Origin of the sequence: Ruegeria sp. YS9, assembly GCF_024628725.1 — a bacterium.
GTDB classification, from domain to species: domain Bacteria; phylum Pseudomonadota; class Alphaproteobacteria; order Rhodobacterales; family Rhodobacteraceae; genus Ruegeria; species Ruegeria atlantica_C.
Genome location: NZ_CP102409.1, coordinates 1,627,468 through 1,648,651, shown reverse-complemented (window position 1 = coordinate 1,648,651; position 21,184 = coordinate 1,627,468). Strand labels below are relative to the sequence as shown.

Sequence of the window (21,184 nt, the reverse complement as noted above, 5' to 3'; positions counted from 1 at the left end):
GCTGAGGCCGCGCAAATAACACCCCCAACGCCTTGCCCTGCAAGTGCCTGCCGATTACAGCAGGCCAAGTTTTCATAAGGTGAACCATGCCCAGCGACAAATCCCAGCCTTCCTTCGTGCTTGTTCGCCCGCAGATGGGTGAGAATATCGGTGCCGCGGCCCGGGCGATGTGGAACTTTGGGCTGGACCGGATGCGCATCGTGGCGCCCCGTGACGGCTGGCCGAACCCCAAGGCGGTGGCGATGTCCAGCGGTGCGGGCCGGTTGCTGGACGAAGCGCAGCTGTTTGACGATCTGGCCGGATCGCTGGCCGACAGCACTTTTGTCTTCGCCACCACTGCACGGCAACGCGGGCTGACAAAACCCGTCTACAGCCCCGAGCGCGCCATGCAGATCGCCGCTGAAAAGGTAGCGGCGGGCGAAAAGGTTGCGGTTCTGTTCGGCCCCGAACGCGCGGGGTTGGAGAACGAAGACATCGCCAAGGCAAACGCAATCATCTCGGTGCCTGTGAACCCGGAATACGCGTCGCTGAACCTGGGCCAATGCGTCTTGCTGACCGCTTACGAGTGGATGCGCCAGACCGGCGACGTGGTGCATGAATCCACCGATCTGGGCAAGGGCGACTGGGCCACGGGGATCGAAGTCGAAAAACTGGTCGAGCACTACGAGGACCGGCTGGAAGAGGCCGGGTTCTTCTACCCCCCAGAAAAGGCCGAGGGCATGAAGATCAACCTGCGCAACCTGTGGTCGCGGATGCGGATGACGCGGGCCGACGTGCAGATGCTGCACGGGATCATGCGGCAGATGGTCCGCTGGAAAGACAAGGGCTGAGGCTGGACCTATCTTCCACCACACCCTAGCTTGCGACGAAATCAGGACATGAGGACAGCATGAGCGGTAAGCGCAGCATCTTCGAAGAGGTCTCGGACACGGAAAAACAACAGGCGGTTCAACCCGGTATGATCGACCGGGGGCGTGGCGGCGCGCGCAAGGCAATCCGTGCCTGGCTGATGATCCTGTTTGCCCTGGTCGTCGTGATGATCACAGTCGGCGGCCTGACGCGTCTGACTGACAGCGGGCTGTCGATCACCGAATGGCGCCCGATCACCGGAGCAGTTCCACCGATGTCCGAGGCCGACTGGCAGGCCGAGTTCGACAAGTACAAGCTGATCGACCAGTGGCGCATTCAGAACCAGTGGATGCAGCTGAGCGACTTCAAAACCATCTACTGGTGGGAATGGGGGCATCGCCAACTGGGCCGCTTGATCGGGCTGGTCTGGGCCGCCGGTTTTCTGGGTTTCCTCGTGGCCCGCAAGATACCCACGGGTTGGACAGGCAAGCTGCTGATCCCCGGCCTTTTGGGCGGTCTCCAGGGTGCTGTCGGCTGGTGGATGGTCGCTTCGGGCGTGACGCAGGGCGAGGGGATGACCGCCGTCGCCAGCTATCGCCTGGCCACCCATCTGGGACTGGCCTTCGTTATTCTCGGGTTCCTCGCTTGGTATATTTTCGAGCTCGGCCGGGAAGAACGTGACCTGATGCAGGCGCGCCGCATGAAGGAAGCGAAATTGTTCTCGCTGTCCACGGGCCTCATGCATTTCGCCTTTTTGCAAATACTCATTGGCGCGCTTGTCGCCGGGATCGACGCCGGACGGTCTTATACCGACTGGCCGCTGATCGGCGGGCAGCTGCTGCCGCCGGACGCCACCGCACTTGAACCGATGTGGCGCAATTTCTTCGAAAGCCCGGGGCTGGTACAGTTCATCCACCGCTGCGTGGGCTATGCCTTGTTCGCCTTTGGCATCTTCGTCTGGCGCCGCGGCAGCAGCAGCGCGCATCCTCAGACGCGCTTCGCCGTCAATGCGGCTTTTGCGGCCCTGTCGGTGCAGTTTGTCGTCGGTATCGTAACCGTCGTCTACGGAGCGCCCTGGCAGATCGCCATCTTCCACCAGTTCATGGCCGTCGTCGTCTGGACTCTGATCCTGCGCGCACGGTTCCTGACTGCATATCCAATCGCAACATCTGTGCGCGGAGTAAAATAACATGACCGCTTTCGATGAACTGATGGCTTTTCAGCGTGACACCTCGGCATTGGGCCAGATTGCCGGTCGGCTTGGCTGGGATCAGGAAACCGTCATGCCGCGTGGGGCCGCACCTCAACGTGCCGAAGAAATGGCCGCTATCGAGGCGGTCCTTCATGCGCGTCGTGCAGATCCACGCGTGGCAGAGTGGCTGGATCAGGCGGCCCCACAGGATGAAGTCGGAAAGGCGCAGCTTCGGGAAATCCGGCGCGCCTATGATCGGGCGGTCAAGGTGCCTGCCGATCTGGCTACGGCGATTGCCCGAATTACGTCCGCCGCACAGGGAACATGGGCCCAGGCGCGCGCGGATGAAGATGTCTCGGCGTTCCTTCCGGTGCTGGAAGAGGTCGTATCGCTGAAGCGTCAGGAAGGTGAGGCGCTGGCACAGGGCGGAGACGTCTATGACGCCATGGTCGAGGATTATGAACCCTATACGACCGGCGCTCAGATCGCGGCCATTTTCGATGAGATGCGCCCACGTCTGGTGGCCTTGCGCGCGGCCGTACTGGATCGCCCGGAACCTGCCGCGCTGAGCGGCAGCTTTGATGAGCTGATCCAGATGCAGCTTGCGCAAAAACTGGCGATTACCTTCGGCTATGACCTGAACAACGGCCGTGTGGACAAGGCGGTTCATCCGTTCAGCTCGGGTTCGGGTCTGGATGTGCGCATCACCACGCGAACCAGCGAAACGGACCCGTTCAACTGCTTTTATTCCACCATTCACGAGGTCGGCCACGCCGCTTACGAACAGGGGATCGACCGCGACTACCTGCTGACGCCACTGGGGCGTGGCGTATCCATGGGTGTGCATGAAAGCCAAAGTCGGATCTATGAAAACCAGCTTGGCCGTTCGCGTGCGTTTACGGGCTGGTTGTTCGATCAGATGAAAGTCGCATTCGGCGATTTCGGAATTGCCGATGCAGACGCGTTCTATGCCACCGTCAACCGGGTTCACAACGGCTATATCCGCACCGAAGCCGATGAAGTGCAATACAATCTGCACATCATGCTTCGCTTCGATCTTGAGCGCGCTTTGATGGCCGGAGACTTGCAGGTCAACGAACTTGAGGCGGCCTGGAATGACCGCTTCAAGGCTGACTTCGGTTATGCGGTCGACAAACCGTCGAACGGCTGCTTGCAGGATGTGCACTGGTCGGTCGGGCTGTTCGGGTACTTCCCGACCTATTCGCTGGGCAATGTCTATGCAGGATGTCTGTATCAGGCCCTGCGAGCGGCGGTGCCGGGGCTGGATGACCAACTGGCAGACGGCGACACATCTGGCGCAACTGCTTGGCTGCGCGAACACGTCCAGCAGCACGGCGGGCTTTATGCCCCGCGCGAGATTATCCGACGGGCAAGCGGCATTGAGCCGGGTCCCGAACCTTTGCTGGGATATCTGGAACAGAAATTCAGCGCGATATATGGGCTGTGAAAGCACGGAGCGGCAACTGAACGGTAAGGCTCATTGCTCTTTGCATTGCAGCAATGGCTCTGGTTTTGGCACTCAAACCAGCGCGACCTGCGGAGAGCTTTTCACATCTGTACCGAGCACAGGAATGTGGCGGCGTGGGTGCCCCATGTATGGTTTCAGGGCGGCAATACAGTGTATTGTTTCCGAAGGGCGAAGGACCATTTCCGGCCGTGATCTTTCTTCATGGATCGCGCGGAACGGGGCAGCGGGTGATTCAGAGTGCATTTCTTGTCAAGCCGATACTGGAGCGCGGGTATGCCATTGTCGTTCCGACCGCGCTGGAAATTGAATACCGAAACGGCCCGGGTACAAGGTGGGTTTGGAATGACGCATATTATGGCCGGGATGATTTTGAGTTCATTGCCAATATGCTTGAGGACGTGTTAGCTCGATTCCCCGTTGATCCGGCGCAGATCGTAACCACTGGCCATTCCCGAGGCGGATCCTTCGCTTGGTATCTTGCCTTTGCAGATATTGACCCACGTTTAAAAGCATTCGCCCCTATTGCTGGAACACCGGTGCGTGGCAAGCCTGGGGATTGTGCTTCAGCGGACTTCGATTTCGATATGTTCTATAGCCATGGTCATGACGACACGGTTATTCCATTCGCCGGTTCCGGGTCTTCGTGGTCCGATCCGGGATATATGGGTGCAGTTGAGGCTACGTTAACGCTCGCATCTTCTGCAGGCTGCCAAAAGGATGAAGTTGTTGAGACAGATAGCCATGATCAGCGCATTCTAAGCGGTTGTAAAACCGGTTCGACCGTTTCGGTGATCGGTTATGAGGCCGGGCATGGCGTTCCAAGTGGCCGGAGCGATCTGATGCTTGACTGGTTTGAGACGGTGAATGCTTTGGAATAGGGGGCTTCCAACGCAAAACTGGTCTGGTGGATATGGAGAGGTGGACGCGGGAGGGTCTACGGCTTCACTCGCGACTCTATCTTTGGGGGGCCGCTTTCTTTCATTCTGACCAAAATTTTTTACTGAACAAATGCGCGCAGGTTATCCTAAACGACCTGAACCAGTTCGATTCGGGCCGCGACCGCCGCAAAAAACAATACGCTGCCCAGCAGCACAAATACGTGCCAGATCGTGTTGTGGAACGGCAGCCAGTCCAGCAGGTAGAAGGCGACCCCGGCCGTGTACACGAGCCCTCCGGCAATCATCAGCGTGACGATTGTGGGGGACAGGTCAGCCAACATGGATTGCCCGGCCCAGACCACCGCCCAACCCATCAATAGGTATAACGCAAGCCCGAACCAACGGAACCGGTTTGGGTCCAGCATCTTGAGAACCGACCCAAGCGTCGCCGAAGACCACAATCCGAGTAGCAGCCCCGGGGGCTGAGCACCGGACAACAGAAGAAACGGCGTATAGGTCCCAGCGATCTTGACGTAGATGCCAGAATGATCGAGGCGCTGCAGAAACCCGCGCCATTCCTCGTTTTCGACCATGTTGTACAAGGCGGAAAACGTGAGCATGAGTATCAGCGTCACCCCGTAAACCGAGGCACCCAGAACCGCAGATTGATCATACCGGTAATAGATGGTCATTGTGATCAGCAGGGGTACGGCAACCAACGCACTTGAGACACCGAGCACATGGACCACACCGTCGCTGATCCGTTCCGTGCGACTGTAAGCTGGTCGGATATGCGCAAAAGACCACATATGAAAAGGCTAGGCGGCAGAATGGCTTCGGGCAAGCAGATCATCCCGAGAGTTGTCGATATCGTGATCCAGAATGACAAAACGCCCGCAGGGCGAGCGTTTTGTTTCAGATCCGTAATTGAGCGTGAGGGCTATTCTTCGGTTTCCTCATCACCCTGATCGGCGATCCGGGCGACGCTGACGACCTCTTCGCCCTTGCCGGTGTTGAACACCTTGACCCCGCCGGCACTGCGGGACCGGAACGAGATGCCGTCGACCGGAACCCGGATCGACTGACCCTTGGAGGTGGCCAGCATGATCTGGTCGTCGATTTCGACCGGGAACGAGGCCACCAGCGGGCCGCCCCGCATCGCCTTGTCCATCGCCATCACGCCCATGCCGCCACGACCGCGCACCGGGTAGTCATGCGACGAGCTGAGCTTGCCCGATCCTTTGGCCGTGATGGTCAGGATCAGGTTCTCGGCCGCCGACATCTCGGCATAGCGTTCCTGCGGCAGGATGCTGTCGGCATTGCCGCCATCCTCGTCGGTTTCGGTGTCATCGGTCACGCCGGCCATCAGGCGACGCATCTTCAGATAGGCGGCGCGCTCGTCCGGGGTGGCCTCGAAATGGCGGATCACCGACATCGAGACCACACGGTCGCCCGCGTTCAACCGGATGCCGCGCACGCCGGTCGATTTGCGCCCCTTGAACACCCGCACGTCGGTTGTGGAGAAACGGATCGCCCGGCCGGAATTGGTGACCAGCATCACGTCGTCATCGTCCGAGCAGATGCGCGCGTTGACCAGTTCCACGCCCTCGGGCAGGTCCATCGCGATCTTGCCGTTGCGCTTGACGTTGGTGAAGTCGCTCAGCGCGTTGCGGCGCACGTCGCCGGCGCTGGTGGCGAAGACGATCTGAAGGTTTTCCCATTCCTCATCCGGCACATCGACCGGCATGATCGCCGCAATCGAAACACCCGTGGGTATCGGCAGGATGTTGACGATCGCCTTGCCCTTGCCGGTGCGCCCCGATTGGGGCAGGCGCCAGGTCTTGAGCTTGTAGACCATCCCGTCGGTGGTGAAGAACAGAAGCTGGGTATGCGTGTTGGCCACGAAGAGGGTGGTGACCACGTCCTCTTCCTTGGTCTGCATGCCCGACAGCCCCTTGCCGCCGCGCTTTTGCGCGCGGAAATCGGCCAGCGGGGTTCGTTTGATATAGCCGCCGGAAGTGACGGTCACGACCATGTCTTCGCGTTCGATCAGGTCCTCGTCTTCCATGTCGCCGGACCAGTCGACGATCTCGGTGCGGCGCGGTACCGCGAACTGTTCGCGGACGCTGCGCAGTTCATCAGCGATGATGCCCATGATGCGTTCGCGCGAGGACAGGATATCCAGGTATTCCTTGATCTTGGCGGCCAGCTCTTCCAACTCGTCCGTGACCTCTTTGACGCCCAGTTGCGTCAGGCGTTGCAGGCGCAGGTCAAGGATGGCACGGGCCTGAACCTCGGTCAGGTTGTAGGTGCCGTCGTCGTTCATCTTGGAAAGCGGGTCGTCGATCAGGCGCAGATAGCTTTCGATCTCGGCCGCGGGCCAGCGGCGGGTCATCAGCTTTTCGCGCGCCTCGGCCGCGTCGGCCGAGGACCGGATCGTGGCCACGACCTCGTCCACGTTCGAGACCGCAACGGCCAGACCGCACAGGACATGGCTGCGTTCCCGCGCCTTGCGCAGGTCGTATGCGGTGCGGCGGGCAACGACATCTTCGCGGAAGTCGATGAAGCTGGTCAGGAAGCGGCGCAGGGTCAGCTGCTCGGGGCGGCCGCCGTTCAACGCCAGCATGTTGCAGCCGAACGAGGTCTGCATCGGCGTGAAGCGGTACAGCTGATTCAGCACCACCTCGGGTGTCGCGTCGCGCTTCAGCTCGACCACCACCCGTACGCCGTTGCGGTCGGATTCGTCCTGAACATGGCTGACACCTTCGATGCGCTTTTCACGCACCGCTTCGGCGATCTTCTCGATCATCGAGGCCTTGTTCACCTGATAGGGGATCTCGTCCACGACGATGGCATAGCGGTCCTTGCGCAACTCCTCGACGCGGGTCTTGGCACGGATGATGACGCTGCCGCGGCCTTCCAGATAGGCCTTGCGCGCGCCGGATCGGCCCAGCATCACGCCGCCTGTGGGGAAATCGGGGCCGGGGACGTATTCGATCAGCTGTTCGCTGGTCAGGTCCGGATCGTCGATCAGCGCCAGCGTCGCGTCGACCACTTCGCCCAGATTGTGCGGCGGGATGTTGGTGGCCATGCCGACCGCGATACCGCCGGCGCCGTTGACCAGCATGTTGGGGAACCGCGCGGGCAGGACGGTAGGTTCCTTGTCCTTGCCGTCATAATTGTCCTGGAAATCGACCGTTTCTTTCTCGATATCCGCCAGCAGGGCGGCGGCGGGCTTGTCCATGCGGACCTCGGTGTAACGCATGGCCGCCGGGTTGTCGCCGTCCATCGAGCCGAAATTGCCCTGACCATCCAGCAGCGGCAGCGACATCGAGAAATCCTGAGCCATCCGCACCAGCGCGTCATAGATCGCGCTGTCGCCGTGCGGGTGATACTTACCCATCACGTCACCCACCGGACGGGCCGATTTTCGATAGGGTTTGTCATGGGTGTTTCCGGTCTCGTGCATCGCATAGAGGATGCGCCGATGTACCGGTTTCAAACCGTCGCGCAGATCGGGGATCGCGCGGGACACGATGACCGACATCGCATAGTCCAGATAGGACGTGCGCATCTCGGATTCGATCGAGACCGTCGGGCCGTCATAGACAGGGCGCTCGGGCGGGGTTTCATCCATGTTTTCTGGGATTTCTGGCGTATCGCTCACGTAAACTGCCCGTATTTTGTGCTGGGTCTATATCTTGTGGATGCACCTTATCAGACCCGGCACATAAGGTGCAAGCAAGCAGCGCTTCCCGAGGTCCGAATCCTTGGTAACATCCAAGTAACATATTGTTATCTAAGTATTAGGGGGTTTTCGTGCTAGCCTGAGAATACCGTGCAACAAACCGGAGGTCTGTATGAAGACAAGTGAAACCGAATTGATGCTCAAGGGCTATGGCCTGACAACGGCCGAGTTTTTCTATCACATGCCCGATTACGTCCACGTCCTGAATACCTTCATTTGGCAGGAATATGACCTTGCGCCGGATCATCCCAAACTGTTCGAATTCATCGAGTTTTGGCAACGAGAAATCGAAGGGCCGCTGCATTCCGTGAAATTCACGCACCGCAAGATGATCGCACCGGGCGAGTGGCGCAACATGGTTGGCGAGTTTCGCGTGAACTGAGTGACCGGCCAGGTCCGACTGCGTTTCGGAATTCCTGTTCCCATTTGAGGCAAGTCGCGTATGGTGACTGCCAATCTGATGGTATCACAGGAAAAACCATGACCAGAGCCATTCTCTTTGTTGCCGCGCTTTGCATAAGCAGCCCTGTTTTGGCCGAGGGTGTTCTGGACAAGATCAAGAAAGGTGCCGAGAGCGTCGGGAAGACGATCGACAAAGGCGCCGAGGCGGTTGACGATACGATCACGTCCACCTCGGAGCTGCTGTCCAACGAGGCAACGCCCGAAGAGACGCGCGCAAAGCTTGACGCGATGGCAGGCGAGATTTTGGATCAGCTTTTGGCGGAAAACCCCGATGCGCGGCCACTCTATGACGTCAGTTCCGGATATGCGGTGTTCGACTCTCGTAAGGTTACAGTATTCCCTGTGTCGGCGGGCTATGGCCGGGGTGTGGCGGTGTCGAAAGACACCGGGCAACACACATACATGAACATGGGAACAGGCGGTGTTGGCGGTGCCATCGGCATCGGCGGTTTCGAGACCAAATTCGTGATCCTGTTCGAAACCCCTGCTGATCTGGATAAGTTCATAAACCAGGGCTATGACGCGACCGCAGAAACAGGGGCCATGTATGGCGAGGACAAAACGGGCGAAACCCTGCGTTTTACGGACGGACGCTCGTTCTTCGTTCTCAACAAAAAAGGCTGGCGCGTATCGGCTGGCGCGTCGGGCACCAAGTTCTGGAAATCGCCCGAGTTGAACTGATCAGCCAGAACAACTGGCCCCGCCCAAAACGCAGAACTTTGCGCAATGAGGGTGGTTCAGATACACGTCCACCTCGGCCTCGGCCAGGGTATGGCCCATCTCGAACTCGGGCTCGTAGGGCAGCAGGGTGCAGGCCAGGACAGCAGGTTTTTCGGCCCCCTTGCGTTTGACCACCATACGGGCGCTGGCGCACATGACGTCGTTGGGGGATTTGTCCAGAATTCCCCAGCAAGCGGAGGTGATTTCGGGAACCTCGACAGTTTCGTCCATTTCGGGGAACAGAACGGTCCGAGCCGGGTTCTGCGGGTCAATATCAAATCCGTGCTCGGCAAAGAACCTGGCATAGCCCGCACGGCTTTCCGCATCTGAATCCCCCCAGACCGTACGCCCGGCGATGGCCATGTTGAATCCGTGGTCGCGCAACCATTCCATCCCGGCCAGGGTTTTGTCGAAACTGCCGTCGCCGCGTTCTTCATCGTGCAGGGCCGGGCGGAAGTGATCGACCGAAATGCGCAGAGTCAACATGTGGTTGAATTCCTTTTGCAACCCCAGCAACCCTTCGCGCATTTTGCGGCGCATCATCGGCGCCATTGCGTTGGTCAGGATCAGAACCTTGTACCCGCGTTCCAGCGCGGCGTGTGTCATGTCGATCATGTCAGGGTTCATGAACGGCTCACCGCCCGTGAACCCGATTTCGTGCACGGGCCAGTTGCGGTCTTCGATCTGATCCAGGTAGTTCCGGACCTCGTCAGCCGAGATGTAAACCAACGCGTCATTGGTCGGGCTGCTGGCGATATAGCAGTTCACGCATTCGATATTGCACAAAGTGCCCGTATTGAACCAAAGGGTTTCGGGCCGTGTCAGGGAAACCTTTGCGCGGGCCTGGCCGTCAGCTGTCACCGATTTGTTTTGAAACTTGCCGATATTGGCAAGCTGAGGGGCGTTGTCTTTCATTCCCGCATCCGGTTCTTTGAGGTCGTCGATCTGATCTAGCCCTTTGTCGCGGATTTGGTAAGGGTGACGCAGCGGTTCTGACAGAGTTTTGAACAGAGTGATTTCTTGCCGAATGGTTGCGCTAACATTGGACATGCCGGAAGGGGCGAGGTAAGGACAACTCATGGTTTCACGCGTCATACCAGTTGATCCCTTTGATCTGATCATTTTCGGCGGCACCGGCGATCTGGCGCAGCGCAAGATCCTGCCTGCGCTTTACCGTCGCTTTTGCGCCGGGCAATGGCATGAGGATGCAAGGATTATCGCCGCCGCGCGCGCGGGCCATTCCGCGGAAGATTTCCGACGGATGGTCGCAGAATCGCTTCACCGGCATGCTGCGGTCTGCGCTTCGGAGTCCCAGGGGGTGTCGCGTTTTCTACAGCGGGTCGACTATGTCCCGCTGGATGCAGTATCAACCGAAGGATGGGATCTGCTGGGTGAAAAACTGTCACCCAACCGTGTGCGCGCGTTCTATTTCTCGGTCGGCCCCAGTCTGTTCGGCCCCCTGGCCGAGCGGGTCCGGGCCTATGATCTGGCAACCGAAGATACGCGCATCGTGGTGGAAAAGCCGTTCGGGCATGACCTGAACAGCGCGCGAGAGCTGAATGCCACACTGGCTGCGCATTTTGATGAAAGCCAGATTTACCGGATCGATCATTACCTGGGCAAGGAAACCGTCCAGAACCTGATGGCTGTGCGGTTTGGCAATATGCTGTTCGAACCGCTGTGGAACAGCCAGTATGTCGACCACATCCAGATCACGGTTGCGGAAACCGTCGGTATCGAAGGGCGCGAAGAATACTATGAGCGCGCGGGTGCGATGCGGGACATGGTGCAGAACCACCTGATGCAGCTGCTGTGTCTGATTGCAATGGAACCCCCGGCAAAGTTCGATCCGGACGCGGTGCGGGATGAAAAGCTCAAGGTGATCCGGGCGCTTGATCCGGTGGAACCGCATCACATCGTGCGCGGCCAGTTTTCGGCAGGGCCGGACGGGCCGGGATACCGCGAATGTGTCGGCAATCCACGCTCGACCACCGAAAGCTACGTGGCGTTGAAGGCGCATGTCAGCAATTGGCGATGGGCGGGTACGCCGTTTTATTTGCGTACGGGTAAACGGCTGGTGGCGCGATCTTCGATTATCAATGTGATGTTCAAGGACGCACCGCATTCGATTTTCGGGGAAGAAGCCGGGCGTCACGCCAATGCACTGTCGATCCGGTTGCAACCCAATGAGGGAATCACACTTAAAGTGACGATCAAGGAACCGGGGCCGGGCGGGATGCGGTTGATCGACGTGCCTTTGGACATGAGTTTTGCCGAAGCGCTGGGGCCCGAGAATCAAGACCCGCCAGATGCTTACGAACGCCTCGTCATGGACGTGATCCGGGGCAACCAGACGCTGTTCATGCGTGGGGACGAGGTCGAGGCCGCATGGGCCTGGACTGATCCGATCATCGCCGGATGGCTGGCGCGTGGGGACGTGCCCAAACCTTATGACAGCGGCAGCACCGGACCGGGCGACGCCGAGCTGCTGATGAAACGCGATGGTCGCCGCTGGCAAGGAATAAAGCCATGAACATTCAGGAATATGCCGATCGGGAAATGCTTGCCATCGATGTGGCAAACGCGTTGGCGGGTGAGCTTGAGACCGCTTTGTTGCACAACGACACGGTTGCGTTGGCTGTCCCCGGCGGGACAACACCGGGGCCGATTTTTGACAGTCTGTGCGCCGCTGATCTCGAGTGGGACCGCGTGCGCGTTCTGCCTACGGATGAGCGCTGCGTACCGGCTGATCACGAACGTTCGAACGAACGGCTGATCCGGGAGAGACTGCTGACCAACCGGGCATCCGTGGCGCAGTACATTCCACTCTATGTACCGGGCGCAGAGCCTGAAGCGGCTTTGCCAGAGGTTGAATCGCTGATCGCGCCGGTACTGCCATTGTCGGTTCTGGTCCTCGGGATGGGCGAAGACATGCACACGGCCTCATTGTTCCCCGGAATGGACGGGCTGGATAAGGCCCTCGACAGCCAGGCGCCGACCCTGATCGTTGCCCGGACCGATGTTCAGCCAGAGCCCCGGATTTCTTTGACGGCCCCTGTTCTGGACGGGGCTTTGTCGAAACACTTGGTCATCTACGGGCAGGCAAAACGAGACGTTTTGGAAAAGGCCATGTCGATGCCGCCGGAAGAAGCACCGATCGCCGCCGTTCTCAGTGGCATGACGGTTCATTGGGCGGAGTGAGGCAATGCATCTGAATGCTTTGAAGGCGCTTGCAGCGGCTGACCGCCGTATCGTCGATTTGTTCGCAAAGGATGCAAGCCGGGCCGGGTCGTTTTCAGCCTCAACAGGGGATATGCTGTTCGATTATTCGAAAACGCAGATCGATGAAGACGTGCGCGCGGCGCTGCTGCAATTGTGCGAAGATGCCGGGCTAGCGACGCGGCGCGACGCCATGTTTGCCGGGAAAAAGATCAACGAAACCGAAGGGCGCGCGGTGCTGCACACCGCCCTGCGCAACCTGGATGGCGGGCCCGTCGAGGTGGACGGTCAGGATGTCATGCCCGGGGTTCTGGACACGCTGCAACGGATGCGCGTCTTTGCCGAGGAGGTGCGTGGCGGCGCCATTGCAGGGGCAGGGGGCAGTTTCACCGACGTGGTGAATATCGGCATCGGGGGATCCGACCTTGGCCCGGTGATGGCCACGCACGCACTGGCCCCTTATCACGATGGTCCGCGGGTGCACTACGTCTCGAACGTGGATGGGGCCCATATCGCTGATACGTTGCGCCAGCTGGACCCGACACGGACGCTGGTGATTGTCGCGTCGAAGACATTCACCACGATCGAAACGATGACCAATGCGCGAACGGCCCGCGCCTGGATGTCCGAAGGCGGAGGTGATCCGTCCCGCCAGTTTGCGGCCGTATCCAGCGCGCTGGACAAGACGCAGGCCTTCGGCATTCCCGAGGCGCATGTTTTTGGTTTCGCCGATTGGGTGGGCGGGCGCTATTCGGTCTGGGGGCCGGTCGGATTGCCGGTCATGATTGCCGTCGGTTCGAATGCATTTGATGCGTTTCTGCGGGGCGGGCAGGCGATGGATCTGCATTTCCGCTCGGCGGATTGGGTTGAAAACATGCCTGTGATGCTGGCGCTCGTCGGTATATGGCACCGTCAGGTTCTGGGTTGCACCAGCCGGGCCGTGCTGCCCTATGATCAGCGTCTGTTGCGTCTGCCCGCATATCTCCAGCAGTTGGAAATGGAATCGAACGGCAAATCCGTCGCGATGGACGGATCTTCGCTGGCCGTCCCTTCGGGGCCAGTGGTCTGGGGTGAGCCGGGCACCAACGGTCAGCATGCGTTCTATCAGCTGATCCATCAGGGCACGGATGTCATTCCCTGCGAATTCATGGTCGCCGCCGAAGGGCACGAACCCGAGTTGACCCACCATCACCGCCTGCTTTTGGCCAACTGTCTGGCCCAGTCAGAGGCTTTGATGCGTGGTCGCTCTTTGGATGAAGCCCGTGAGCGTATGGCGGAGAAAGGCCTTGATGGCGACGAACTTGATCGGCAGGCGCGACACCGGGTGTTCCCGGGCAACCGCCCCTCTACAACGCTGATGTATCCGAAACTCACACCGTTCGTTCTGGGGCAGATTATCGCGCTGTACGAGCATCGCGTGTTTGTCGAAGGCGTTCTGCTTGGCATCAATTCCTTTGATCAGTGGGGGGTGGAGTTGGGCAAAGAGCTTGCCAACTCGCTTGGTCCTGTCGTGGAAGGTGTTGCGAGCGCTGAAGGTAAAGACGGATCAACAGCCGCATTGGTCGCCTATGCGCTGAAACACCGAAACTAAGAGCGAAAAAATGCCGCCCACGGCCGTGTTGGGCTGCATTCTTTTATTGTCAGACAATTAAATGATTGGCAGGGTTCCTCCGTAGGAAACGACTGTATTGACGCGTCGGGTCACACCCCAAGCCGTCAATGCAAGATGGATAAGGCAGAGGCCATCCAAGGTCTCGCCAAGGACGGGAGGATGTCCATGCTAGGACAGATGATGACGCAGCCCCTGCTGGTTTCGTCGCTGATCGATCACGCAGACCGCTGTCACGGCCAGACCGAGATTGTTTCGGTTGAAACGGACGGAACGGTCACTGAAACCAACTGGTCCGAGATTGCGGTGAATGCCCGACGGATGGCGTCGGCCTTGACGAATCTGGGGCTGGAACCGCAGGACAGGATCGGGACACTGGCCTGGAACAATCGGCGGCATCTTGAGATCTACTTTGCCACGTCGGGTGCCGGCTATGTCTGTCACACGGTCAATCCCCGCCTGTTCCCCGAGCAGCTGACCTTTATCATCAATCATGCCCAGGACAGGGTTCTGTTCTTTGATGCGACTTTTGTTCCGCTGGTCGCCGCGCTGCATGACGCTTTGTCCGAAGTTCAGCATTTTGTCCTCATGGGGCCGCGCAATGAAGAGGCTGCGGCTCAGGTTCCTGATCTGAAGTTCTATGACGAGTTGCTGGAGACCGGGGATGCAGGTTTCCAATGGCCTGAGCTGGATGAAAAGACGGCCTGCGGTCTGTGCTATACGTCGGGAACCACGGGCAACCCTAAGGGCGTGTTGTATTCCCATCGGTCAACACTGCTGCACAGTTTTGCATCGAACACACGGGATGTGATTGGATATTCAGCGATGGATGTTGTCATGCCGGTTGTGCCGATGTTCCACGTCAACGCCTGGGGGTCGCCCTACGCCTGCGCCATGTCGGGATCGCGGCTTGTGTTGCCCGGGCCGGATTTGCACGGCGAAGCGCTGGTCAATCTGATCGACACCTATGGCGTGACCTTGGCCATGGGTGTGCCGACCATCTGGCAGGGCTTGCTGGCCCATGCCGCGGCATGCGGAACCGAACTCAAAAGCCTTGAACGCACGGTTATCGGCGGCGCCGCGTGCCCGCCGTCGATGATCGAAACGTTCCGCGAAACCTATGGCGTTGACACGGTCCACGCCTGGGGCATGAGCGAGATGAGCCCGCTGGGCACGACGAATTATCCCTTGGCCAAACACCTGAAGCTGCCGCCGGAAGAACAGCACAAGATCCGCCTGAGCCAGGGCAGACCACCCTTTGGGGTCGAATTGAAAATCGTGGACGAAGATGGGAATGATCTGCCGCATGACGGTGAAACCCAGGGTGACTTGCTGGTGCGGGGCCACTGGGTTCTGGACAGCTACTTCCAGTTGCAGGATCAGAATTTGTTGCAGGATGGCTGGTTCGCCACCGGGGATGTGGCCACTTTGGACCCGGATGGCTACATGACCATTCGCGACAGATCCAAGGACATCATCAAATCCGGTGGGGAATGGATCAGTTCGGTCGAGCTGGAAAACATCGCCGTGGCCCACCCCCAGCTTGCGACGGCCGCCGTGATCGGTGTTCCGCATCCGAAATGGGATGAACGCCCCTTGCTGGTTGCAGTGAAAGCCGACGGTGAAGAGCCCGGCGAAGAGGATTTGCTTGCCTTTTTCGAAGGCAAAATCGCCAAGTGGCAGATCCCGGACAAGGTTGTCTTTGTCGATGCGCTGCCACTGAGCGCGACCGGAAAGGTATTGAAACGCAAGCTTCGGGCAGAGTTCGGAGACGCCCTGACAGGGTAGCGCGTGCGGATCTTGGAAAAATGGCTCCGGCGGTAGGGATCGAACCTACGACCAATTGATTAACAGTCAACTGCTCTACCGCTGAGCTACGCCGGAACGGTTCGCGCCGTATAGCAATCCGGTTTCCCAACGTCCAGAGGGTGCGTGTGTTTTTCAACGAAAAAATCCGGCAGAAACCGATGCGATTTTGAACGTCAATGCGGGTTTGGACGAAAGGGGAATTTGGCTCCGGCGGTAGGGATCGAACCTACGACCAATTGATTAACAGTCAACTGCTCTACCGCTGAGCTACGCCGGAACTGAGGCGCATATAGCAACCCCGATTCCGGACGTCCAGTGGTTAAGTACGAGAACCATCAAAATTTTTTGCTGTTTTAGCAAACCCGTCGAAAAACAGATGAAACTGACAGTGGGCCAATGGGCGCCACTTTGTTTTTTCCATTCAGATCAACGAGATGAGCGAAAACATTCCGCTCGGCCGCAGGCAGCAATGCCGCTGGCGTATCCGTATAGATACGCTCAGCCAGATGCCGTGCCGTGCCGTCTGCATCTTCCAGTGCGCTCAAGATCTGGGCCTCGCGGGTCTGGCGATGTGCAATCAGCCAGTCCAAACGTTCGGCAGGGCTGGTGATCGGTGCGCCATGGCCGGCGTGGAAAACCGACCAGTCGCGCGCGCGCAGCCGATGGCAGGCAGCCATGAAGTCGGTCAGATCACCATCCGGAGGAGACACCAACGAGCTGGCCCAACCCATGACATGATCCGCCGTGAAACAGATGTTCTGCCAGGCCAGGGCAATGTGATTGCCCAGATGGCCCGGAGTGTGAATGACCTCAAGCTGCCACCCGTCGCCATTGATAAACTCACCATCCACCACTTCGACATCAGGGCGAAACGTGGTGTCGATGCCTTCGCCGCCGCCGGTCAGCCCCTGCGCGGCAAGATCGGTCATGACGGCGCTGCGCCCCGCCGCAGGCCCACCATAAGCATAAATCGTCGCCCCTGTGCGCGCCGCCAGCGGAGCCGCCAGGGGGGAATGGTCCACATGCGTATGCGTGACAATGATATGGCTGATCCTTTGATCCGGCGCCAACGACTCCAGAATTGCGTTCAGATGTGCCTCGCTTGCGGGGCCTGGATCGATGACGGCAAGGTCGCGATCACCCAGCAGGTACGTGTTGGTGCCACGATAGGTCATCGGAGAGGGATTCGGAGCCAGAATACGCCGCAAACCCGGATGCAGTTCCTCTGGCTTGCCGACGGGCGGATCGAAATCATCTGATGCCTGCATTCTGTGCTCTTTCTCTTGTCCGGGCAGCCCGTTAGGTTTAGCGCATGTCTTCGCACTGGCTCAAACCTTATATGCCTCGCAGTCTCTACGCCCGGGCAGCGCTGATCCTGGTTTTACCTGTGATCGTGCTGTTGCTGGTCGTGGGAAACGCTTTCCTTCAAAGGCATCTTGAGGATGTCACCGGCCAGATGACGCGCGCGGCATCCCGCGAGGTGATGCTGATCACGACAATGATCGAGGACGCGGAAACGCAACAACAGGCGCTGGCGTCGATTCGTCCGGATTTGCAGGCCCTTGAAATAAAGGCCAGGTTTCTGGGCGTCAACGAACAGCCCGAGATCGGCGCGCGGCGATGGTATGATTTCATCGCACCGCAGGTCGAATCCGAACTGTATGCCAGATTGCCCAATCTTGACGCTGTGGCTTTGCCCAGCAGCAAAGAGGCGCGGGTCTATCTGAAGACGCATCTGGGGCTGCTGCAATTGACGTTCGATCGGCGCAGGTTGTCGCCCGCGGCCCCGCATCAATTGATCGTCACCATGGTGTTCTTTGCGGTCATCATGACGACGATCTCGTTTCTTTACATGCGGAATCAATTGCGCCCCATCACGCGCCTTGCTGATGCGGCCCAGGCATTCGGGCGGGGACGAATCGTTCCGTATTCACCCGGTGGAGCCATCGAGGTGCGCGCGGCGGGAAATGCGTTTCTGGACATGCGGTCCCGGATCGAACGCCAGATCGAGCAGCGGACGTTGATGCTGTCGGGTGTCAGCCACGATCTGCGCACCCCGCTGACGCGTCTGAAGCTTGGGCTGTCGATGTTGCCGGAAGACGAGGCCGCACCGTTGCAAAAGGATGTCACGGAAATGCAGTCCTTGCTGGATGCGTTTCTGGATTTTTCGCGTGGGGCTGCCGAGGGATCGGCGGAAGAGGTCCAGCCGGATGAATTTCTCCGCCAGATCGTGGATGACGCAAAACGGGCCGGACATCAGGCAGAGCTGATCGCGGTCGAGGGGCAGGGGACGGTCATGATACGCCCCATGGCTGTACGCCGGGCGGTGGAAAACCTGATTGGTAATGCCATGCGCTATGGCAGCCGGGCCGAGCTGAGCCTGTTTCTGAACGCGAAATCGATGCGCATCCGCGTTGAGGATGACGGCCCCGGAATACCTGCCGACCAACGCGCCGAGGCGGTAAAGCCTTTCACGCGACTCGACCCGGCACGCAATCAGAACAAGGGCAGTGGCGTGGGCCTGGGCCTTGCGATCGTGGCGGATGTCGCGCGCGCGCATGGCGGTACTTTGCGTCTGGGCAAAAGCGAACGTCTCGGCGGGCTCTGCGCGGACATTATTATCGGACGATAGACCCCCTGTTATGTCTTCGCATTGGGTTCAATTTTGTTAATTTGTCTGACCATGGCATCCTGTCCCAATAGTTTTTTGCTTTTTGGGGGGCGCATAAGATGGTTATCGCAGGATTCGTGAAATTGGCCGAAAGGGGGTTTGTCGGGTGCGCGACACTTGCGGCCCTGCTGCCTCTTTGGCAGTGGTATGACGAAACCGATGAAAGACGGGTGGAGCGTCTGACCGGTTTTATCGGGGCAGGCGATACATGTCTGAAATGGTTGCGGTCCGACCTGATCGAGTCGTTGGCATCCGAGTTGTGGCATGCGTCGCAGCAAGACGTGGTGGATGGCGACGAGGATCTGGCACCTCTTCCGGTTCAGGTGCGTGCCAATATGGCGATATTTTGCGCTGAAATGCTGGACTATTTGCAGAATGACTTCGGCAAGTTCGATGAGCCTCTCGCCTATGATTATTACATGATGATCATGGATGCTTCGTTCTGGGTCGATCCTGCTGAATTCGAGACGTATTTGGAGGCGGTGCATCAAGATCCGGGCCTGTCCGGCAGTTACGAGGATTACAGCTTTGGTGGGCGCGACGGCTATTCCTATGAATGGCAAGTAACCCAAGAGGAGCTCGACGCCTATTTTGGGTTGGAAGATTCGGACGGATAAGCCTGCGCATAACATCCAGACGGCAACAACCCACCCGGATGTTTCGGCGAAATGGTAGGCCCGGAGGGACTCGAACCCCCAACCAAAGCGTTATGAGCGCTCTGCTCTAACCAATTGAGCTACAGGCCCGCCTCGGCGCCTTGGGTATCACGGTGAACAGCCGCGTCAAGCCTGACCGTTGCAACAAACGCCACAATCGACTAACCCGCCCGCAAAGCTTTCTTGAGGGATCGAACATGACAGCGGGTAAAAACGGAATCACCTATGCCGATGCAGGTGTGGATATCGACGCGGGCAACGCCCTGGTCGATCGGATCAAACCCGCCGCCAAGCGGACCAACCGCCCCGGTGTGATGAGTGGCCTGGGTGGATTCGGCGCGCTGTTCGATCTGAAGGCTGCCGGGTACCAGGACCCGATCCTGGTCGGTGCGACGGATGGTGTAGGCACCAAGCTGCGGATCGCGATTGATACCGGTGTCGTGGACGGGGTCGGGGTCGATCTGGTGGCCATGTGCGTCAATGACCTGATCTGCCAGGGGGCCGAGCCGCTGTTCTTCCTCGACTATTTCGCGACCGGCAGGCTGGATACCGATACGGCGGCACGGATCATCGAAGGGATTGCCGAAGGCTGTGCGCAGTCTGGCTGCGCCCTGATCGGTGGTGAAACCGCCGAGATGCCGGGAATGTATCCCGATGGCGATTTTGATCTGGCCGGTTTTGCGGTCGGTGCGATGGAACGCGGCGCAGAACTGCCCGCGGGCGTTCAAGCCGGCGACGTCCTTTTGGGTCTGGCCTCGAACGGGGTGCATTCCAACGGCTATTCGCTTGTGCGCAAGCTGGTCGAACTGTCCGGTCTGGGCTGGGACGCGCCATCACCCTTTGGTGAGGGCAACCTGGGTGAGGCGTTGCTGACGCCCACACGCCTCTACGTGAAACCGGCTTTGGCAGCGGTTCGTGCGGGTGGTGTGCACGCGCTGGCGCATATCACCGGTGGTGGGTTGACCGAAAATCTTCCGCGCGTGCTGCCCCAAGGGCTGGGGGCCCGGATCGATCTGGACAGCTGGAATCTGCCCCCTGTCTTTGGCTGGATGGCGAAGACCGGCAGTATCGTTGAGGCGGAAATGCTCAAGACCTTCAATTGCGGAATCGGCCTTATCGTCGTGTGCGCCGCAGACAAGGCGGATGACCTGTCGGCCCTGCTGGCGGATGCCGGTGAAACCGTCGCTCGGATCGGTACCGTCACGGAAACGCCCGGCGTTGCTTATTCGGGCAAACTGCTGTGAGTCACAAGCGCGTCGCGATCCTGATCTCCGGGGGCGGATCGAACATGGTGTCGCTGGTTGACAGCATGACCAAAGATCATCCGGCGCGGCCCTGTTTGGTGCTGTCCAATGATGCGCAGGCAGGCGGGCTGAAAAAAGCTGCGGACCGTGGCATTCCGACCGCAGTGGTTGATCATCGCCCCTTCAAGGGGGACCGCGCCGCCTTTGAGGCCGAGCTTTTGAAGCCCCTGCAAGAGGCGCAACCCGACATTGTCTGTCTGGCTGGTTTCATGCGGGTGCTGACAGCGGATTTCGTGTCTCGGTTTCAAGGTCGGATGCTGAATATCCATCCTTCATTATTGCCAAAATACAAAGGGTTACACACTCATGCGCGCGCGATTGAGGCCGGAGATTCCGAACACGGCTGCTCGGTGCACGAAGTGACGGCGGCACTGGATGACGGCCCGATTCTGGGCCAGGCACGGGTTCCGATCCAAGCCGATGATACACCGGAATCGCTGGCTGCGCGGGTGCTGGTGTGGGAACACAAACTCTACCCCGAGGTGCTGCGGCGCTTTGCAGAAGGCAACAGGTCGCCCGTCCTGTTGCCGTGAACGCTCGGTGGGTGATTTACACCCGTGCAATAATCGGCCTATGGT

The 21,184-nt window shown here is 59.2% G+C and carries 18 protein-coding genes and 3 tRNA genes; 14 read left to right on the top strand and 7 right to left on the bottom strand.

The window, feature by feature from the left end; genetic code table 11:
* Positions 1-86: 86 nt before the first annotated feature.
* The 4 genes from NOR97_RS08365 to NOR97_RS08350 are packed head-to-tail and all read left to right on the top strand — an operon-like array spanning position 87 to position 4,408.
* A complete protein-coding gene (locus NOR97_RS08365; protein WP_170344120.1) occupies positions 87-830 on the top strand; it encodes an RNA methyltransferase in 744 nt (247 codons plus the stop codon).
* 59 nt (positions 831-889) lie between these two features.
* The gene (ctaA, locus tag NOR97_RS08360) at positions 890-2,038 is read left to right on the top strand and encodes a heme A synthase (protein ID WP_257598807.1); all 1,149 of its coding nucleotides are present in this window, start codon (positions 890-892) and stop codon (positions 2,036-2,038) included.
* A 1-nt stretch (position 2,039) separates the two neighbouring features.
* A complete protein-coding gene (locus NOR97_RS08355) occupies positions 2,040-3,509 on the top strand; it encodes a carboxypeptidase M32 (RefSeq protein WP_257598806.1) in 1,470 nt (489 codons plus the stop codon).
* A gap of 53 nt (positions 3,510-3,562) precedes the next feature.
* Positions 3,563-4,408 carry a PHB depolymerase family esterase gene (locus tag NOR97_RS08350; protein WP_257598805.1) on the top strand — a complete coding sequence of 282 codons (846 nt, stop codon included), beginning with the start codon at positions 3,563-3,565 and terminating at the stop codon, positions 4,406-4,408.
* Between the two features lie 146 nt (positions 4,409-4,554).
* Here the strand turns inward: NOR97_RS08350 and NOR97_RS08345 are convergent, their stop codons facing one another.
* Together NOR97_RS08345 and gyrA are read right to left on the bottom strand one after the other, a co-directional pair.
* Positions 4,555-5,217 (bottom strand): hemolysin III family protein, encoded by a 663-nt coding sequence (locus NOR97_RS08345; RefSeq protein ID WP_257598804.1) that lies wholly within the window; start codon positions 5,215-5,217, stop codon positions 4,555-4,557.
* Between the two features lie 131 nt (positions 5,218-5,348).
* Positions 5,349-8,075, bottom strand: coding sequence for a DNA gyrase subunit A (gene gyrA, locus NOR97_RS08340; RefSeq protein ID WP_257598803.1), 2,727 nt, complete (start codon positions 8,073-8,075; stop codon positions 5,349-5,351).
* Between the two features lie 193 nt (positions 8,076-8,268).
* Between gyrA and NOR97_RS08335 the strand changes: the two genes are divergently transcribed.
* Together NOR97_RS08335 and NOR97_RS08330 are read left to right on the top strand one after the other, a co-directional pair.
* Complete coding sequence (locus tag NOR97_RS08335; RefSeq protein ID WP_152458119.1) at positions 8,269-8,538, top strand: usg protein; 270 nt, start codon at positions 8,269-8,271, stop codon at positions 8,536-8,538.
* Between the two features lie 98 nt (positions 8,539-8,636).
* Positions 8,637-9,299, top strand: coding sequence for a hypothetical protein (locus tag NOR97_RS08330; RefSeq protein ID WP_257598802.1), 663 nt, complete (start codon positions 8,637-8,639; stop codon positions 9,297-9,299).
* Here NOR97_RS08330 and NOR97_RS08325 read toward each other — a convergent pair whose 3' ends face one another.
* Positions 9,300-10,253 (bottom strand): radical SAM protein, encoded by a 954-nt coding sequence (locus NOR97_RS08325; RefSeq protein WP_257598801.1) that lies wholly within the window; start codon positions 10,251-10,253, stop codon positions 9,300-9,302. It lies immediately after the preceding gene.
* A 163-nt stretch (positions 10,254-10,416) separates the two neighbouring features.
* On the opposite strand from NOR97_RS08325, the gene zwf reads away from it, so the two are divergent.
* The 4 genes from zwf to NOR97_RS08305 all read left to right on the top strand — a co-directional run bounded on the left by zwf (position 10,417) and on the right by NOR97_RS08305 (position 15,954).
* Entirely contained in the window at positions 10,417-11,871 is a 1,455-nt protein-coding gene (zwf, locus tag NOR97_RS08320) for a glucose-6-phosphate dehydrogenase (protein ID WP_257598800.1), read from the top strand.
* A complete protein-coding gene (gene pgl, locus NOR97_RS08315; RefSeq protein ID WP_257598799.1) occupies positions 11,868-12,539 on the top strand; it encodes a 6-phosphogluconolactonase in 672 nt (223 codons plus the stop codon). The genes zwf and pgl overlap by 4 nt, the downstream gene beginning before the upstream one ends.
* A gap of 4 nt (positions 12,540-12,543) precedes the next feature.
* Complete coding sequence (gene pgi, locus NOR97_RS08310; RefSeq protein ID WP_257598798.1) at positions 12,544-14,148, top strand: glucose-6-phosphate isomerase; 1,605 nt, start codon at positions 12,544-12,546, stop codon at positions 14,146-14,148.
* 186 nt (positions 14,149-14,334) lie between these two features.
* Positions 14,335-15,954: a long-chain-fatty-acid--CoA ligase gene (locus tag NOR97_RS08305; RefSeq protein ID WP_257598797.1), complete on the top strand. Its 1,620-nt coding sequence runs from the start codon at positions 14,335-14,337 to the stop codon at positions 15,952-15,954.
* A 21-nt stretch (positions 15,955-15,975) separates the two neighbouring features.
* Here NOR97_RS08305 and NOR97_RS08300 read toward each other — a convergent pair.
* The 3 genes from NOR97_RS08300 to NOR97_RS08290 all read right to left on the bottom strand — a co-directional run bounded on the left by NOR97_RS08300 (position 15,976) and on the right by NOR97_RS08290 (position 17,243).
* Positions 15,976-16,050: transfer RNA gene (locus tag NOR97_RS08300), tRNA-Asn, on the bottom strand.
* A gap of 127 nt (positions 16,051-16,177) precedes the next feature.
* Positions 16,178-16,252: transfer RNA gene (locus NOR97_RS08295), tRNA-Asn, on the bottom strand.
* A 76-nt stretch (positions 16,253-16,328) separates the two neighbouring features.
* Positions 16,329-17,243, bottom strand: a complete 915-nt coding sequence (locus NOR97_RS08290) for an MBL fold metallo-hydrolase (protein WP_257598796.1) — start codon at positions 17,241-17,243, stop codon at positions 16,329-16,331.
* Positions 17,244-17,287: 44 nt separating this feature from the next.
* Here NOR97_RS08290 and NOR97_RS08285 point away from each other — a divergent pair, with 44 nt between their 5' ends.
* A complete protein-coding gene (locus NOR97_RS08285; RefSeq protein WP_257598795.1) occupies positions 17,288-18,607 on the top strand; it encodes an ATP-binding protein in 1,320 nt (439 codons plus the stop codon).
* A 98-nt stretch (positions 18,608-18,705) separates the two neighbouring features.
* The gene (locus tag NOR97_RS08280) at positions 18,706-19,263 is read left to right on the top strand and encodes a hypothetical protein (RefSeq protein ID WP_170344133.1); all 558 of its coding nucleotides are present in this window, start codon (positions 18,706-18,708) and stop codon (positions 19,261-19,263) included.
* A gap of 52 nt (positions 19,264-19,315) precedes the next feature.
* Here NOR97_RS08280 and NOR97_RS08275 read toward each other — a convergent pair.
* Positions 19,316-19,392, bottom strand: a tRNA-Ile gene (locus NOR97_RS08275).
* Positions 19,393-19,499: 107 nt separating this feature from the next.
* Between NOR97_RS08275 and purM the strand changes: the two genes are divergently transcribed.
* Together purM and purN are read left to right on the top strand one after the other, a co-directional pair.
* On the top strand, positions 19,500-20,546 hold the full coding sequence (gene purM / locus NOR97_RS08270; protein ID WP_257598794.1) for a phosphoribosylformylglycinamidine cyclo-ligase: 1,047 nt from the start codon (positions 19,500-19,502) through the stop codon (positions 20,544-20,546).
* A complete protein-coding gene (gene purN, locus NOR97_RS08265) occupies positions 20,543-21,139 on the top strand; it encodes a phosphoribosylglycinamide formyltransferase (protein ID WP_170344135.1) in 597 nt (198 codons plus the stop codon). Before purM ends, purN begins: the two co-directional genes overlap by 4 nt.
* Positions 21,140-21,184: the final 45 nt, after the last annotated feature.